Raw genomic sequence first — 17,364 nt, 5'->3', positions numbered from 1 at the left:
GATGAGATTGTGAATCAGGAAAAAAGACGTTTGCAGCGTGCACTAGATGATAATGAGCGGACGTATCGGCAGAAAATGAGAGATATAGGAGGATAAGTAATGGATGTTGTCGAATATGCATATAGAGAACTAGAAAAAAGTATACAAAAAGCAACGATAAAGTCAAAAGGGTTTTCGGCTGTTGACAGGAAATTGAACAATACTACTGAGGTTAAAGACAAGTGTGCAGAACGCCTTGCCTCCATAATGTCAAGGTTAAGGGGGTCTACTAGAGCCTTGAAAGGTACGGTTAAGGGGAGATTTGGTCAGAAGTTAACGTATGTGCTTAAAAAAGAAAGCGCTTTATTATCTGACTTTTAAAGTCAGTATCATCAATGAGGGTGGCCGACATAAGCAATTAACTCAAAAAATGACGAATAATAAAACACCGCCTTTTGATAAAGTGGTGTTTTTAAAGTTTGACTGCCTATGACTGCTTGAGTTCATGTTTGATTTTATCTGCTAATTGATGAATCACGTCAATTCGTGGCTGTGCTTCAAATTGGTAGGCCTTGATATCTTTTTTGATATCTTCAGTAATCAGCTCAGCATATGATGCTTCGACTTGAACACGATCAAGTTTTGTTTTTAATTCTTTACCATCGCGCATCAGTGCTTTGCCAAATAGTTGTAAGTCTTTTAAATCGTCTATAAGTCCCATATAGCTCTCCTTGTCATGCTAAGATAGAAAAGATAGTTATCAAGCTGTTAAACTATCTTGAATTGCTTTTAAGTCGAGGTCGTGTTCAGTAAAGCTGGCTTTAAATCCATCTTCAGATGAAAAACGTGGAATTAAATGGACATGTGCGTGGAAAACTGTTTGCCCTGCAATCTCTTCATTGTTTTGTAAGATATTTAATCCGCTAGCGCCAAGCTTAGTTGTGAGTTGCGTTGCAATAGTAGGAATTTTAGCAAATAAATTTGCGGCTTGTGATTCTGTCATGGCTAATACATTTCTGACATGTGTTTTCGGAATGACTAGTGTATGGCCTTTTGTTGTTTGTGTGATATCTAAAAAGGCTAAGATATCATCGTCTTCATAAATTTTATAGGCAGGAATTTCACCTGCAACAATTTTACAAAAAATGCAATCTGTCATGATTATACCGTTTCCTTTATCAATTTTACTATACTCATAGTATAACAAATTATTATTCGAAATCCTTTAAAGTGCTCACTTTTAGATAAAAATAGAGTTGCAAAATTGATAACTTACCCAAAACAAACCAGTAATGCACATCACATATTGTGCGTTCTCAATCTTATTGCTTGTGGAAAATTTATTTTTTTAGTTTAATAGGTGAGACCTTGAAATAATTTATAAAAATAATGGTCATGTTCTATCAGTTTATCATTTGATAAAACATACAGATAAGGCAACTAGTCGGTCACTGAAAAAATGTAGGTGCTAAAAGATAGATAGAAATTAGTATAAGCATGAACCTCGATTGTCACACGAGGTGTTGCAAAACGATAGATAGGAGTAGAGAAAATGCAAACAATTCTAGGCAGTAATGGCCAAATAGGGCACGAGTTAGCAAAGGAATTATACAAAAATTATACAAGAGATATTCGGTTAGTCAGTCGGAATCCGAAAAAAATAAATCCCACGGATCAGGTAGTTGCAGCAGATTTAATGAACTTGAATCAAACTGAAAAGGCTGTAGAAAATAGTGAAATTGTATATTTTACTGCCGGTTTACCGATGGATTCTGAGCTTTGGGAATCTGATTTTTTGATTATGGTAGATCACATTATTAAAGCATGTCAAAAATCAAAGAGTAAGCTTGTTTTTTTTGATAATACGTATATGTATCCTAAAGATGATACACCACAGTATGAAGAGACTGATTTTCTACCTGTAGGTAGAAAATCAACTATACGTGCTAAAATGGCCCAATTAATTTTAGATGAGATCAAAAATGGTACTTTGGAAGCTGTTATCTGTCGTGCTCCAGAATTTTACGGTCCCAAACGAACACAAAGTATTACGAATAAGCTCGTTTTGGATAAAATAAAAAATCATCTGACTGCTAATATTCCGCTCAATAAAGAAACGCTTCGGACATTAATTTGGACGCCAGATGCTAGTCGTGCCATGGCACTCATTGGCAATACACCAAGTGCATATGGACAGACTTGGCATTTGCCATGTGATGAACCACAGACCTATTCGGACATATTAGCGATTAGTGAGGGAGTCGTAAATGGTACTTTGAAAGCTAAAGTCACGCCGCTATGGCAATTTAAACTCCTTAAGCCATTTAATAAATATGTACGTGAATTAGATGAGTTATTACCAAGATATGGGAAAGATAATATTTTTGTATCTGATAAATTTAAACATGCATTTCCTGATTTTAAAGTTACCACGCTTGAAAAGGGTATCTCTATAGTGCTTGCCGAAGAGAAATAGCTTGACGCAAAATAAGGTATCTTGTGATGGTTTTGGATTGAGGTCAGAGTAGACAAATAAAGTATATCAATATTAGATTGATGTACTTTTTTTATATTCAAGATGATGAAATGGTGTATATTTTATTGATTATGATAAAATAATAGTATCACAGTAATACAGGAAAAGAGACGAGATGACATTACAAATAAAAAATTTGACTGGTGGTTACTTTGGTAATACGGTCTTAAAAGATGTGGAGTTTACTGTTAATGAAGGGGAACTTGTCGGCTTAATCGGGCTAAACGGCGCTGGTAAATCAACGACGATTCAAGAAATTATCGGCTTATTATCACCTTATAAAGGTCAGGTGCTACTTGATGAGGTAACCATTAGCCAAGATCCAGAAAACTATCGAAAAAAAATTGGATTTATTCCAGAACAACCCTCATTATATGAGGCATTGACTTTACGTGAACACATCGAGGTAACAGCTTTAGCTTATGATGTTGCAATTGATGTTGCGATGCATCGTGCAGAAAAATTATTAAAAACGTTTCGATTGTCTGATAAACTAGATTGGTTTCCAGCTAATTTCTCTAAAGGGATGAAGCAAAAAGTGATGATTATCTGTGCTTTTTTAACAGAACCATCGCTATATATTATAGATGAACCGTTTTTAGGTCTTGATCCGTTAGCGATTAACGATTTGATTGACCTGATGCTTGAGATGAAAAAAAGTGGTGCATCGATTTTGATGTCCACACATATCTTATCAACAGCAGAAAAATTCTGTGATAAATTTATTGTCTTACATGAAGGTCGGGTCATCGCTGATGGTAATTTGGCTACCTTACGAGCACAATTTGGCTTGCCAGATGCTAGTCTTGACGATATCTATATTGCCTTGACTGATGAAAGTAGGCAAGCAAATGGCTAAAAGTATCACAGAGGTATTTGCCAAGCGTCGCACCAAGTGGCATGTGCAGAATCTTAAATATCTAAGATATGTGTTCAATGATCATTTTGTCTTAGTTTTGATGTTCTTACTTGGTTTTCTAGCTTATCAATATGCCGCTTTTCTCAAAAACATGCCCCAAAATTGGTTACCTGGCTATCTCATCGCTGTGGTCGTGTCTATTTTGATCTTGTTTATCGGTCAACTGGCGACATTTGTTGAGCCAGCAGATCAACAATTCCTTTTAGCAAAGGAGCAAGCAGTACAAGCCTATTTGAAATCGAGCATTAAAAGATCGATGATTTTGCCTACGATTGCGATTGTGATCGCTGTGTTATTAGTATCGCCACTTGTTCGGCTACCTTTTTATTTGGTATTGCTTTGGGTGATCGGCTTGATTGTAATCAAATATGGCTTATTAGCCAGAAAAGCTAGGTCATTTATCGTACATGACTTGATCCAATGGGGCCACTTAATTAATGATGAAAAGCATCGTCAATATGCTGTGCTAAAAATTTTTAGTCAGTTTACAGAAGTAAAAGGGTTACAACAAACAGCTAAGAGACGCAAGTATTTAGATATTTTCCTTGGCAACTCAAAACAAGCGTATACTTACCTATTTATCAGAACGTTTTTGAGAAGTGGGGATTATTTTATGTTGATGTTGCGCTTGGTAGGCCTGACGTTTCTATCATTATGTTTATTAGATCATGATTTGTTTGCCTTACTTTTATCATTGTTGTTTACCTATTTACTGGTCTTTCAATTATTACCGATTAGCCAGTCTCAAGATGATCAGATCATGGCAAAGCTTTATCCGATTAGCCTAACTGAAAAGCAATTAGCGGCAAAAAAAGTCATTAGGTATTTAGTCTTTATTGTTAGTGGTCTTGAATTAGTTGTGAGTTTGGTGACTTTTCAAGATAAAAGATTAGCTTTAGTCTTTATTGTTAGTGGTCTTTTTCTAGGAATGGTGTATCCTAGTTTAAAACTAAAATCAAAGTAGCAGATGTAGTGATGAACCTAGACTTTATCCAGCGTTCAGATGTGTTTCAGCAGCAATTTTGATAAGTATAGTGCGTTAATTATCTGTATCAATTATCTGTTTCTTGTTGATATTTATGAGGCTTTTATTTAAAAGATTATTAGAAAATATGTTATGATAGAAAAAGCAGTGATTAAGTGTTGTTTGTTTACTTGACTCTACGATAGTGTATTAAGTTGCACAAAAACACATTAGTTACTGACCAAATTTCTCATTCATTGCGGGATACCGCGTACTTGTAAAGGAGTCACTATGATGAAACATCTAGATTACAGGCACCAAGATAAATGGGCGCTTGCTAATAATACTTTAATTCCTCAATCTCCAATTGATATTCAAAAAGAACAACTTATATCTGAGGTTGATACTTCTCTAATGATTTCTCTACCACATGAACAAGAAGTAATCGTCAAAGATGCACCTTTTGGGATTCAAATTTATGCTGAAGGTGATCTTCAATGGCGTGGTCATGAATATATGCTGAATCGTTTTCATTTTCATGATGGTGCAGAACATTTGATTAATGGGCAACGTCATGCAGCTGAAATTCATTTCGCATTTGAGAGTGTTGATATTAATCAACTTGTACTTGCAGTATTTGTAGATGTGGATGAAGCTTGCACTGATAATAGCATTGAAACACTTTTAAATAATCCTAAAAAACTCGTTGAGTTTGATATTAATAAGTTATTACCTGAAAATCACACGTTTTGGACTTATAAAGGGTCGATGACGACACCGCCACTTAACCAAACAGTTACTTGGATGATTTTGGAAGAACCTATCAAAATTTCACCAGCTGAAAAAGAGCTATTGCAAGATAAATTACGTAGTAATTATCGAAATATACAAGACTTAGAAGATCGCGATATCTATCGTATTGAAGACTAAGATGATTTAAGAAGGAGCAGGAAAACAAAAAATGAAAATTATTATGGCAAGTGACCATGCTGGTGTCGCATTAAAATTAGAAATAAAAGCATTATTACTAGAGATGGGGCATGAGGTTGAAGATATGGGACCTTATGATACGACGGCAGTTGATTTATCAGATTTTGTTTATCCAGCAGCGATTAAAGTAAGCCAAGAAAATGTTCGTGGTATTTTTGTAGATGGTGTTGGCTATGGATCAGCTTTGATTGCTAACCGTATTTATGGTATTGATGCAGTTGTTTGTCAGGATCCGTTTTGTGCTAAATTAGCACGTCAACATACAGATAGTAACGTGCTTTGCTTGGGTGGTAAAATTATTGGGTCAGCTATCGCTTTAGATATCGTCAATACTTGGATGACAACAGATTTTCTTGCAGAAGAAAAGTACATCAGACGTGTTGAAAAAGTTAAAGCTATTTCTGAAAAACATCTAGTAAAACTAAGCTAATAAAGTAATGATATAAAAAAATCTCAGTTTGTCTTAACAAGCTGAGATTTTTTATGTCGTACTTATGCGATAATTTTTGTCCCATGCACGTACTGACTACCAGTTAACTTTGAAATTTCCTGTGCAGTTTCTGCTACAACACCGCCTCCAGCAAGAATCTGAATACGACCAGAAGCATAGTTGACTAAGTCAGCGATATGAGTCGTATTGATAGGTTTATCTAAGGTGTCACCGTGCATGAGTATTTTATCAAATCCAAGTTCAACCAGTGTATCAAGCGATGAGTGTTGTAAATGGTGGGGAATAGCGTCAAAGGCCATATGAAACGTAACAGGCAAACCTTGGCTTGCCACCATTAATGTTTCTAACACGTCTATATCTAAGTTATTATCTGGTGTTAAGGCACCAAAAACGAGTTCATTTGTACCAGCTTCAACAGCTTTTAAAATGTCTGTTTCCATGATACGAACATCGATAGAGTGATAAACAAAATCACCACCACGTGGGCGAATCATCGTAGCAAAAGTTGTCTTTCGATCACGTAGATAGTCTGCTGTTTCTTTGATGACACCATAGCTGGGTGTTGTACCACCTTGTGCAAGATTATCGCATAACTCAATACGTTCGACACCTGCTGCAACGACTCTAGGAATATCTGTAAAATTTTCAGCACAAAATTCTCTGATTAACATATTTTCTCCAGTTTGTTTTGATAAAGTTCGCTTATCATTATACCACACCATATCCTATCCTATGCTATAATAAAACATAGTCTCATTGATTGAATAAAGCATTTTGACATCTATCTTGATGTTTAATTGTTAAAAAATAGTATAGGATTAAAAAAGAAATGCTAAAAAAAATTGATAAAGCTGCAACTTATTTAGCTCAAAATCTTAAAGCACTGCGTTGCCCAATTTGCCATAATGGGTTTAACATAGATAAGTATGCCTTGGTTTGCACGAGTGGTCATACTTATAACCTCAATAAAAAAGGTAGCATTAATTTTTTGACAACTAAAGCAGATACGACACACTATACGCGGAAGATGTTTGAACCGCGTCGTAAACTGATTCAAGCTGGTATGTACGCACCAGTATTAGCAGAGATTGAAAAATTTGTCAGTGATGGCAATCTACTAGATGTGGGAACTGGCGAAGGGAGTTTTTTAAATCAACTTGACGTTAAAGGTGGTAAGTTCGGCTTTGATATTGCCAAAGATGGCATCCAGATGGCAAGTGAATACAGCGAATTAGCAGCCTTTTTCAGTTTAGCAGATTTGACAAATCTACCTTTTGCAGATCAATCGATGACGACAGTTTTAAATATTTTTACGCCATCAAATTATAAAGAGTTCAAACGTGTCCTTGCCTCTTCAGGCCAAGTGATCAAAGTAATCCCAGATCGATTTTATCTACAAGAATTACGTCAGGCATTTGGGATGAAAGTTGCGTATGATAATCAAGAAGTTGTCGATAAATTTATCGATAATTTTCCAAATTATAGTCAAACAACAGTGCACTATGAATTTGAACTGCCGCATCACTTACAACAAGATTTTTTATCAATGAGCCCGTTAGAATGGCAAGTCTCTGAACAAGAAAAAAGAGAAGTTGCTAAGCATCCACCACAGGTAGCAACAGTCCATGTGCAAATTTTACAAGGAAAAAAGTCTTGACACGATATTTTGTGTCAAGGCTTTTATTTACCTTTTTTTTGCAAACGATTACAATTAGGGTGTGGCGTAAGGATATCTAAATCATGCACGCTGTATTTATTTATTACAATAATGAGATATCTATTATTTCCTGAAAACAAGTTGCAAGGAGACTGTTATGAACGAAGAAAAAGCACAATTCAGCTTAAAAGTAGCGGTACAACGTATCGGTTCTGCTTTATCTAGCATGGTGATGCCAAACATCCCCATCTTAATTGCATGGGGGGTCATCACAACATTATTTATTGGTGATGGGTGGTTACCTAATGCCCAATTTGCCTTATTAGTAGGTCCTATGTTGGCTTATTTAATACCAATCATGATTGGCTATACTGGTGGTAAAAATGTGTATGACCATCGTGGTGGTGTTGTCGGTGCGATTGCGACTATGGGTGCAATCGTTGCAACGCAAGGCTCAATTTCATTTTTAAATACAGTGTCAGGATTGAATCCATCAAGTACTGATTTTGTAGGTCATTTTAAAGATGCTGTTGCAAGCAGAGGGACAGACGTACCGATGATTTTAGCAGCTATGATCTTAGGACCATTAGGGGCTTGGGTTATCAAGAAATTTGACCAATGGGCACAACCTAAAGTTAAAGCTGGACTTGAAATGTTAGTCAACAACTTCTCAGCAGGGTTAATTGGGTTTGCCATGGCACTTATTGCCAATAAAGTTGTTGGGCCAGTCATTGAAGGATTGACAAAAATCATGGCTCATGGGGTGGATTTTCTGATTTCAAATCACTTGATTCCACTCGCAAACTTATTTATTGAACCAGCAAAAATTTTGTTCCTCAATAATGCGATAAACCATGGTATCTTAACACCGCTTGGTACTGAACAAGTGCTAAAAACTGGTAAATCTCTACTCTTCTTACTTGAAGCTAACCCTGGACCTGGTTTAGGTGTCTTGATTGCGTTTTGGATGTTTGGTAAAGGATCAGCAAAAGCGACAGCACCTGGTGCGATTATTATCCACTTTATCGGTGGTATTCACGAAATTTACTTCCCTTATGTGATGATGAAACCAGCGCTATTTGGTGCCGTTATGGCCGGTGGTGTAACAGGTACATTTGTGAATAATATGTTAGGTAGTGGGCTTAAAGCCCCAGCATCACCAGGATCAATTATTGCCATTTTATCTATGACGCCAAAAGGAATTGGTAACTTTTTAGCAGTGCTAGCCGGCGTTATTTCAGCAGCAGCTGTCTCATTCTTTGTCTCTGCTTTAATTCTTAAAAATGATAAGTCAATGGTAGATGATTCAGCACTTGAATCAGCACAAGCTGAATTAGCATCAAATAAAGCAGTTGCTAAAGGTCAAGCACCAGTTGCAACTGATACTGAGATTGTAGCAGCTAACATCAAACATATCATCTTTGCTTGTGACGCAGGTATGGGATCTTCAGCTATGGGTGCCTCTATCCTTCGTGATAAAGTTAAAAAAGCAGGACTAAATATTGATGTTACAAACCGTGCGATTGCTAACTTAACTGATGCAGCTGATACTTTGGTTGTCACACAAGAAGAATTAGCACCACGTGCAGCAAAAATGGCACCAAGTGCGACTCGTGTATCCGTTTCAAATTTCTTGAACTCACCTAAATATGAAGCGATTATAGATAGTTTAACAGGTGGTCATACACCAGTTAACCCTGTCCCAACCAGCCAAGAAGAGACAACAAGTGATATTGATTTGAATCTGATCGATGAGGTTGTATTTGCACATGATGCGACAGCTATTGGTAGTGCGACTATGGGACAAGAAACACTAAAAGCAATCTTTGCTCATAATGGAGTTAAAATCCCTGTTTCAGATGTAGAATTTCTAGCATTAGCAGCCTATAATGCCCCTAATATCGTTGTTGTGGTCACTCAAAATAATTTAGAAACTGCTAAACGCTATGCGCCAAATGCACAATACTTAAGTGTTGATAGTTTGATTACCACTCATGAGTATGATAAAATGGTGGCGAGAATGAGGAAATAATGATTAGTGATCGTTTTCTAAAAAGAGGTAAATTGTTGATTTAGAAAATTCTGTGAACCGAAAAAGGAAGTTTGAAACTATTCCTTCATAGATCATTTTGCTAGTACGCTTAAACATGGCGTATTTCACTAAAGTAATCAGATAAAAAACTCGCAATTGCGAGTTTTTGTTGGGTATCGCCAATCATTATTTATGACAAGAAACAAGATGCTTTTTCACTTATGCGTGTAGTCAATGATGCTGAACGATTCAAGGAGTTAGTATGCTAGTAACAAAGCGTGAACAAGAGATTATTGATGAAATTGTCAAGAAAGGAAAGGTCAGTATTACTGAGCTTCTTGACGTTGTAGGCGTCAGTCGACGGACGCTTTATAGAGATTTACAAAATTTGCAACAATTTTTACCCAAATATCAAGTCAACTTGGTTAAACTTGATAATTTTTATCAGTTAGAGGGAGATTTGACACAGTTAACTGATCGACAAGTTGTGGAAGAGTTTACGCAGACGGAACGCCATTTTATGGAATTGATATTGCTAATTTTTGAAAAAGGTAAATTAACGCATTTTATTGACCAATTTTCGATTAGCCAACCCACTGCTACGAATGATCTTAAAGTGATAGAAAATAATCTGGCATATACAGGTGCTGGTCTTGTTCGTGAGGGAGGATTAGCTGTTATTGCTAGTGAGTACAGTAAGCGTACTCTCTTAGTGTCAAGTCTTAGCAGTAATCTATCAACAGCTGATATTTTTAAGTTCGATACCCTTGTTTATGAGCGCACTAAGGTCGCTCAATTATTTGACAAAGCTAATTTTGAGCAGGTGACACATGCATTTGAATGTGCAAAATTAGTTGATATCTCTGATAGAACACAAGGGATTTTGCGACTGTTCTTCGTTGTAACACTTGAGCGAATCGCACAATCGCGTTTTATCGAAAATCACTACCATTTTCATCCGTCTAAACAAGCACTTGATTTAGTGACTTTGGTTGTTCAAAACCTTGAACATACTCGGATTAATTTACAAGAGATTATCTATTTGGCAAATATGGCAGATGTACTCCATTTTAACAAGGGTGGGAACTTTTTATTTAATGAAAAGTATGATACAAGCTTTTCCTATAAAGTTCGCCAACTCATCGAAGATGTCGGCAGCAAAAAGGGGTTGAATTTTAGTCGAGACGAGAAGATTTTTATCTTACTTAACACCCATCTGCGCAGTAGTTTTACTTTACCCCAACTTTTTTCAGATGAAAAAAATGAGTTCATCACACGAATTCAGACTGAGCATTTAGCACTGTTTAATATTGTCAAAGATGTCTTAGTTGCTATTTTTGAGAAGCAATTTTCGAATCAAGAGATTGCTTTGGTAACCCTGCATTTTGTAGCTACTTTAGAGAGTTCCAACCGTGTTTTTCCGATGAATGCATTGCTAGTCACTAGTCGGGGGCGAGTATCGATGGAATTTTTAGCCCGTAATCTTCAGACGCAGTTTCCTTTCATTACCTCGATTAAGATGGTACAGGTCAGCCAAGTTACTGCAGAGATATATGATGAGTTTGATATTATTTTTACGACTGAACAACTTGAAAACGCTGATCAGATTGGGATTAAGCTCATCAAAATTGCTGCTAATTTGGTCTTATCTAACACGTCAGAAATCACTCATCAGATTCGGATGATTCGTAATCAAAGCAAGCCAAGACAAAATTCAGATGTGAGTGTCGATCAATCACTAGATTTCCAAGATTTTTTTGTTAAGAGTCAGGTGATTCTGCAAAACTTTAGTTTGTCCAAACTAGATAATACAGCTGATTTTGATGAAACTATCTATGAGTTGATGCTGCATGATAAGTTAGTTGATTGGGAGTTGTTGGCGAGATTTAAACGGACGTCTTTTGGTATTCCTAAAACGAATCTGGCTTTAATACATGGCGTATCTGATAGTGTGAAACGACCTGAGTTTAAAATATTTGATTTAGCTCAGCCAATTGATGTAAAAGGGATGGATAAAAAAGAGATGCAAGCAAGTCGCATTTTATTTTTGACTGCACCACAAACCTTAGATGAAGTCTATAATTATATTCTTGGTAAGATTTCTAGTTCCATCATAGAAAATACACTTTACACGGTCATCTATAGTTCAGGTAATTTTCAAATCATTTTTGAGTTGCTCAATAAAATTATTAATGATAGCTTTGCCAAGTATGGCAAATAAGGACTTAAGCCTTGTCACATTTTTTTGTGACAAGGCTTTTATTTACAGTATTTTAGGAAGCGATTACAATTAGGGTATAGAGACGTAAGATAATTATTAGAGGTGAAAACATGGACATTCAAAAAAATTTAATTCAACTTGGTAAATCGTTTGAGACGAAAGAAGCTGCGATTACCTTTTGTGGTCAACAACTATTAGATGGTGGATATGTGACAGCTGATTATATCCCTGCAATGCTTCAACGTAATGAAGAATTATCTGTATATATGGGGAATTTTATTGCGATTCCTCATGGTACAGATGCTGCAAAAAAAGAAGTTCTCAAAACGGGTATCACGATTGTTCAAGTCCCACGTGGGGTAGATTTTGGCGATGAGGCGGATCCCAAAGTCGCTACTGTGTTGTTTGGTATTGCTGGTGTTGGCAATGAGCATTTGGAATTGATACAGAAAATCTCTATTTTTTGTGCAGATGTGGATAATGTTGTGAAACTTGCTGATGCACAAACAGAACAAGAGGTTGTAGACTTACTTAACTCAGTTGAGGTATAAGGTGTTAAAAAGTGTTAAATGACGACGAAAAGCCATCAGTTAATACACTGTAGTTAGCACGATTAACATTAACTTTAAAATCGAAAAGAGGATGTAGACATGAAAAAAGCAGTACACTTTGGTGCAGGTAATATTGGTAGAGGGTTTATCGGAGAAATTCTTCATCAAAATGACTTTGACGTGACATTTGTTGATGTAAACGAAACAGTTATCGATGCCTTGAATGCACGAGGGGGCTATGAGATTGAATTAGCAGAAGATGCTGCAACTCGTATAGCGATAACGCATGTATCGGGCATTAATAATGCCAAAAATCCTGAGGGAGTTGTTCAGGCTATCAAAAACGCAAATATCGTCACGACAGCTATTGGACCAAACATACTGCCATATATCGCCGAACTAATTGCCAAGGGTATCCAAGCACGCAAAACAGCCAATAGTACAGCACCGATTGATTTTATTGCTTGTGAGAATATGATTGGTGGATCTGATTTCCTCAAGACTAAAGTGCTCACTTATTTGAGTGATGAGGACTTAGCTTATGTTGATAGCTACGTTGGCTTCCCAAATGCTGCAGTCGATCGGATCGTGCCAGGTCAAACCCATACGGATCCACTTTTTGTGGTCGTTGAACCGTTTAGTGAATGGGTGATTGATGAGAGCCAACTCAAAAATACGTTAATTCATCTAAACGGCGTCCATTATGCGGATGATTTAGAACCATTTATCGAACGCAAATTATTCTCAGTCAACACTGGTCATGCGACAGTTGCTTATACTGGTTACTACTACGGTTATCAAACAATTGATACAGCTTTGCAAGATGCGCGCGTGATGGCAGCCTTAGTTGATACGCAACAAGAAACACGTGCGTTATTACTTGCAAAATGGGCATTGTTTGATGAAGCAGAATTGATTGCTTATCATGAAAAAATTCGTGGTCGTTTTGTAAATCCTCACTTATCTGATGACATTAGTCGGGTAGCACGTACACCAATCCGTAAATTGGGGTACAATGAACGCTTTATAAGACCAATCCGTGAGCTAAATGATCGTAACTTATCCTTTAAGACACATCTAGCAACAGCAGCTAAAATATTTAAATACCAAGATGCAGCAGATGAACAAGCTGTTGACCTACAAAAAAGAATCGCAAGTGAACCGCTTCAAACAGTGATTAAATCTGTAACAGAGCTAAAAGACGATAAATTAATCAAAGCATTACAAGACAGTATTGAAGCACTATAAGTAATCAGTGATAAAATAAGACAGTCTAAAAACCCCAGTTATGAGTTTGCATAACTGGGGTTTTTAGACTGTGTAACGCTAGTGATAAGAAAGGTATTAATGATATAAGCATATACTGATTAACAAACCTAAAGCATAAGTTGTGTTTAAAACAATTAGATTTTTAATGGCATAACCAAAACTCTTAGGGTGGGGTAATGTTTGCTTAAACTGTTGTATATGTTTCCAGATGATAGGAAACGAGATAAATATTAATAACACAGGCCAGTGATAGATGCCAGCGATCAGTCCCATCACAACGCTTAGATACCCCACGAGGGCTAGAGAAGTAAAGAATTTGATGCCGCTAGGACGGCCTATATAATAAACAAGTGTGTAGCGGTGATTTTTGATATCGATATCTAAGTCACGTAGATTATTAGCAAGCATGACATTCGCGATGGAAGTGACAAGAGGTAAAGCAGCTAAGATAATGGCAAGTATTGCAGTGATTTGTCCACTGAGTTGCACCTGATCGCTTGCAAAATTAATCTGTAAATAAAAAGGTGGTTGGTGTTTGACATTAATGCAAATCACTAACAAAAAAATACCAAGTCCCATGGTGAAGCCGCTAAATATTTCCCCTAATGGCATTCTTGATAAAGGAATCGGACCATAGGTGTAAAAGATACCAATCAGGCAACAGATACCACCGATAATCAGGAATGCCCAGCCATTAGTGATGGCGAGAAATAAACCAAGGATCATAGAGACGAGAATCATGGCATAAATCAAGCTGCTAACTAAAGGTAAAGCAAGCGATAGCTGACCGATAATATTTTCTTCATATTTATACTGTTGTGACTTAGCTGTTCTAAAGTCTATATAATTATTAATAGCCGTCGTCGCCATATCAAATAGTAACATGGCACAAAAAAAGATTAAAGTCTCTAACCAGTGGATTTGTTTAAAATAGCTGATAGAAAATAATACGCCGATGAGAAAGGGAAAAAAACTAGCAAGTTTAGTTTTGATTTCAACTAAATGTAAAAAAGCACTGAATGACATATCATCTCCTAATAAAAAATAAGCTTTGCGCGTGACTCATACTAGCAAAAATACTAAAGTTTTAAGTTATAAAATCGGCTCATATAGCCCAGCAAAAGTCTGCTCAACATATTTTATCATGTTTGGTACAAAAATAGGATCATAGCTGATATACTATAGGATGAGCTAGCTTATATAGCGATTAAAAAGTAAGTTTAATCATACAGTTGCATGAAATAAATATTTCAAATAGGATTGATACTTTTTTGTGAATATTTTACCATTTTATGATAAAATAGTAGTGCATGGTAGATAGGACTAATCACTATCTCCAAATAAAAAAATATAGAGGTGGACTCATGTCACGTAAACCAATTATCGCTGGTAACTGGAAAATGAATAAAACTTTAGCAGAAGCAAAAGCTTTTGCTGAAGCAGTAAAAGGGAAAGCACCATCTGCTGAACTTGTAGATACTGTTATTGGTAGCCCTGCACTATTTCTTGCACCACTTGCAGATATCTTAAAAGATGATGTGATTGAATTAGCAGCACAAAACTCATACTTTGAAAATGCTGGTGCATTCACTGGTGAAAATTCACCAGCTGCAATCGCTGATCTTGGTGTTAAATATATCATTATTGGTCATTCTGAACGTCGTGAGTACTTCCATGAAACAGATGAAGATATCAATACAAAAGCAAAAGCTATCATCGCTAACGGTGTAACACCAATCATCTGTTGTGGTGAAACACTTGAAACTTATGAAGCTGGTAAAACTGGTGAATGGGTTGAAGCACAAATTACTGCAGCTTTGAAAGATCTTACACCTGAACAAGTTTCAAACCTTGTTATTGCTTACGAACCAATCTGGGCGATTGGTACTGGTAAATCAGCTGATGCTAACACAGCTGACGAAACATGTGGTGTTGTCCGCTCAACTGTAGAAAAACTTTACGGTAAAGCAGTTTCTGACGCTGTTCGTATCCAATACGGTGGTTCTGTTAAACCTGAAAACGTTGCTGAATACATGAGCAAAGAAAACGTTGATGGCGCACTTGTTGGTGGTGCATCACTTGAAGCAGATAGCTTCTTAGCACTTTTAGACTTTGTTAAATAATTAAGTGAAAAAACCTGAAAAGGTTTTTTTATTATCCCTAGAAATTATTGATGAGTGAGTTAAGGATAATCAAGTGAGATGATGATAGACTAGCGATTAATTTAGAAAAAAAAGATAAGCCGAATGGCTTATCTTTTTTTTCTATTTAGTATTTTTCTGATTGTTTTTTTTAAGCCTATTAACATGATGAAAGATGATACAATCGAGAATACAACTGATAGGAAACTTGGCAAAAAGGTGATAAATATAGTGCACCCTATAACGGTGAAGATTGAAAAGATGGCAATATTTGAAAAAAAGACAATTTCGTTAATTCTTTCAGCTGTTCTTCTATCTTGAATAGTCTTTTCTTCACGCGCATATTCGCGCGTAGGTAATGGCCATAAATTTAAATCATCATCGTCATATCTAGGGGCTTCCATAGTCTCTCCTCTTTGTTACTAATAAATCATAGCATATTTTTAATAAGATAAATGTTACAATAAGATTAAAATATGACGAAAATGTTACAAATGATAAACTGGTGTTAAAATAAAGTCTTTTTAATACTTTGGGTTGGAGAGATTAAAGTAAATTTCGTTTTATTTGGTATAATATAAAGTATGACGAAAAAAATAATGATTACAACTACAGTTGAGAGTATTGACCAAGCTAAAGCCTTACTTGATGTGGGTGTGGATACCCTGTACATCGGTGAAAAAACATATGGGCTAAGGTTACCGCATGATTTTACCTATGATGAATTACGTGAAATAACTGCCTTAGCCCATGAAGCTGGTGCGACAGTAACAGTCGCTGTTAATGCGATTATGCATCCTGAAAAAATGGCTAATATTAAATCCTACTTAGATTTTTTAGCGGAGATTCAAGTGGATCAACTTGCTGTAGGTGATACGGGCGTTATTTTTGTACTGGATAGAGATGGCTATAAATTGCCCTTTATTTATGACGCATCAACGATGGTCACAAGTAGCAGACAAGTCAATTTTTGGGCAGAACAAGGGGCTATAGGTGCTGTATTATCGCGCGAATTACCCAAAGCAGAACTAGCTAAACTCTCTACTAATTTAACGATATTTGGAGAGATTTTAGTTTATGGTGCAACCATTATCCATCAATCAAAACGTCCATTGTTAGAGAATTATTATAACTTTATCAAGACAGATGAGGAAAAATCACGAGAACGTAATCTATTTTTAAGTGAACCTAAACAAGAAGAGACACATTACTCGATTTATGAAGATAGTCATGGGACGCATATATTTGCGTCTGATGATGTGAATATGATGACTGAATTAAGTGAGTTGACAACGATGGGGTTTACCCATTGGAAGTTAGATGGTATTTATACGCCTGGAGATGACTTTGTCAAAATAGCTGAACTTTTTGTGAAAGCAAAATTGATGATAGAATCAGGTCAATTTACCGCATTACAGGCGTTTGCGTTTGATGAGGCAATCAGATCATTACATCCCAAAGAACGTACCCTAGGACATGGATTTTATGATTTAGATCCTGATGACATCCAGTAAGTTAAGGATAATATACCCTATAAGTTGTTGTTTACCAGCTTAACGATAGTAAAAAAATAATCAAGTCTTACAGTGATGTAGGACTTTTATTCTTGACACCTTATACTTAACGATGTATAATAATTAACGACGTTAAGTAT

The 17,364-nt window shown here is 36.2% G+C and carries 18 protein-coding genes; 13 read left to right on the top strand and 5 right to left on the bottom strand.

Features of this window, described 5'->3' with window-relative positions; translation table 11 throughout:
• The first annotated feature begins 99 nt into the window (after window positions 1–99).
• Window positions 100–360, top strand: coding sequence for a hypothetical protein (locus RU87_RS02055; protein ID WP_068162483.1), 261 nt, complete (start codon window positions 100–102; stop codon window positions 358–360).
• A gap of 106 nt (window positions 361–466) precedes the next feature.
• Here the strand turns inward: RU87_RS02055 and RU87_RS02050 are convergent, their stop codons facing one another.
• A complete protein-coding gene (locus RU87_RS02050) occupies window positions 467–700 on the bottom strand; it encodes a hypothetical protein (RefSeq protein ID WP_068162486.1) in 234 nt (77 codons plus the stop codon).
• A gap of 39 nt (window positions 701–739) precedes the next feature.
• Window positions 740–1,138 (bottom strand): HIT family protein, encoded by a 399-nt coding sequence (locus tag RU87_RS02045; protein ID WP_068162489.1) that lies wholly within the window; start codon window positions 1,136–1,138, stop codon window positions 740–742.
• Between the two features lie 393 nt (window positions 1,139–1,531).
• Here RU87_RS02045 and RU87_RS02040 point away from each other — a divergent pair, with 393 nt between their 5' ends.
• The 5 genes from RU87_RS02040 (at window position 1,532) to RU87_RS02020 (ending at window position 5,818) form a co-directional block, all read left to right on the top strand.
• Window positions 1,532–2,455: an NAD-dependent epimerase/dehydratase family protein gene (locus tag RU87_RS02040; RefSeq protein ID WP_068162492.1), complete on the top strand. Its 924-nt coding sequence runs from the start codon at window positions 1,532–1,534 to the stop codon at window positions 2,453–2,455.
• A gap of 175 nt (window positions 2,456–2,630) precedes the next feature.
• Window positions 2,631–3,374 carry an ABC transporter ATP-binding protein gene (locus RU87_RS02035; protein WP_068162496.1) on the top strand — a complete coding sequence of 248 codons (744 nt, stop codon included), beginning with the start codon at window positions 2,631–2,633 and terminating at the stop codon, window positions 3,372–3,374.
• Window positions 3,367–4,398, top strand: coding sequence for an ABC transporter permease (locus tag RU87_RS02030; RefSeq protein WP_068162499.1), 1,032 nt, complete (start codon window positions 3,367–3,369; stop codon window positions 4,396–4,398). Before RU87_RS02035 ends, RU87_RS02030 begins: the two co-directional genes overlap by 8 nt.
• A gap of 291 nt (window positions 4,399–4,689) precedes the next feature.
• The gene (locus tag RU87_RS02025) at window positions 4,690–5,328 is read left to right on the top strand and encodes a carbonic anhydrase family protein (RefSeq protein WP_068162502.1); all 639 of its coding nucleotides are present in this window, start codon (window positions 4,690–4,692) and stop codon (window positions 5,326–5,328) included.
• A gap of 31 nt (window positions 5,329–5,359) precedes the next feature.
• Window positions 5,360–5,818, top strand: coding sequence for an RpiB/LacA/LacB family sugar-phosphate isomerase (locus RU87_RS02020; RefSeq protein ID WP_068162505.1), 459 nt, complete (start codon window positions 5,360–5,362; stop codon window positions 5,816–5,818).
• A 62-nt stretch (window positions 5,819–5,880) separates the two neighbouring features.
• On the opposite strand, the gene RU87_RS02015 is transcribed toward RU87_RS02020, so the two are convergent.
• On the bottom strand, window positions 5,881–6,510 hold the full coding sequence (locus tag RU87_RS02015; protein ID WP_068162827.1) for a copper homeostasis protein CutC: 630 nt from the start codon (window positions 6,508–6,510) through the stop codon (window positions 5,881–5,883).
• A gap of 158 nt (window positions 6,511–6,668) precedes the next feature.
• On the opposite strand from RU87_RS02015, the gene RU87_RS02010 reads away from it, so the two are divergent.
• From RU87_RS02010 to RU87_RS01990, 5 genes are all read left to right on the top strand, one after another.
• Window positions 6,669–7,496, top strand: a complete 828-nt coding sequence (locus RU87_RS02010) for a methyltransferase domain-containing protein (RefSeq protein WP_068162509.1) — start codon at window positions 6,669–6,671, stop codon at window positions 7,494–7,496.
• A 157-nt stretch (window positions 7,497–7,653) separates the two neighbouring features.
• On the top strand, window positions 7,654–9,528 hold the full coding sequence (locus RU87_RS02005; RefSeq protein WP_068162512.1) for a PTS mannitol transporter subunit IIBC: 1,875 nt from the start codon (window positions 7,654–7,656) through the stop codon (window positions 9,526–9,528).
• A 262-nt stretch (window positions 9,529–9,790) separates the two neighbouring features.
• Window positions 9,791–11,749 carry a BglG family transcription antiterminator gene (locus RU87_RS02000; RefSeq protein ID WP_068162516.1) on the top strand — a complete coding sequence of 653 codons (1,959 nt, stop codon included), beginning with the start codon at window positions 9,791–9,793 and terminating at the stop codon, window positions 11,747–11,749.
• A gap of 110 nt (window positions 11,750–11,859) precedes the next feature.
• On the top strand, window positions 11,860–12,300 hold the full coding sequence (locus tag RU87_RS01995) for a PTS mannitol transporter subunit IIA (RefSeq protein WP_068162519.1): 441 nt from the start codon (window positions 11,860–11,862) through the stop codon (window positions 12,298–12,300).
• 99 nt (window positions 12,301–12,399) lie between these two features.
• The gene (locus tag RU87_RS01990; RefSeq protein WP_068162522.1) at window positions 12,400–13,548 is read left to right on the top strand and encodes a mannitol-1-phosphate 5-dehydrogenase; all 1,149 of its coding nucleotides are present in this window, start codon (window positions 12,400–12,402) and stop codon (window positions 13,546–13,548) included.
• 96 nt (window positions 13,549–13,644) lie between these two features.
• Here the strand turns inward: RU87_RS01990 and menA are convergent, their stop codons facing one another.
• Window positions 13,645–14,595 carry a 1,4-dihydroxy-2-naphthoate polyprenyltransferase gene (gene menA, locus RU87_RS01985; protein WP_068162525.1) on the bottom strand — a complete coding sequence of 317 codons (951 nt, stop codon included), beginning with the start codon at window positions 14,593–14,595 and terminating at the stop codon, window positions 13,645–13,647.
• Window positions 14,596–14,933: 338 nt separating this feature from the next.
• Between menA and tpiA the strand changes: the two genes are divergently transcribed.
• A complete protein-coding gene (gene tpiA, locus RU87_RS01980) occupies window positions 14,934–15,692 on the top strand; it encodes a triose-phosphate isomerase (RefSeq protein WP_068162528.1) in 759 nt (252 codons plus the stop codon).
• Window positions 15,693–15,820: 128 nt separating this feature from the next.
• On the opposite strand, the gene RU87_RS01975 is transcribed toward tpiA, so the two are convergent.
• Complete coding sequence (locus RU87_RS01975; RefSeq protein WP_082782165.1) at window positions 15,821–16,114, bottom strand: DUF3270 family protein; 294 nt, start codon at window positions 16,112–16,114, stop codon at window positions 15,821–15,823.
• A 180-nt stretch (window positions 16,115–16,294) separates the two neighbouring features.
• Here RU87_RS01975 and RU87_RS01970 point away from each other — a divergent pair, with 180 nt between their 5' ends.
• Window positions 16,295–17,224 (top strand): peptidase U32 family protein, encoded by a 930-nt coding sequence (locus RU87_RS01970; RefSeq protein ID WP_068162534.1) that lies wholly within the window; start codon window positions 16,295–16,297, stop codon window positions 17,222–17,224.
• Window positions 17,225–17,364 lie beyond the last annotated feature (140 nt).

Source organism: Pseudolactococcus plantarum (assembly GCF_002441715.1).
GTDB classification, from domain to species: domain Bacteria; phylum Bacillota; class Bacilli; order Lactobacillales; family Streptococcaceae; genus Pseudolactococcus; species Pseudolactococcus plantarum.
This window is presented reverse-complemented; position numbering and strand designations above follow the sequence as displayed.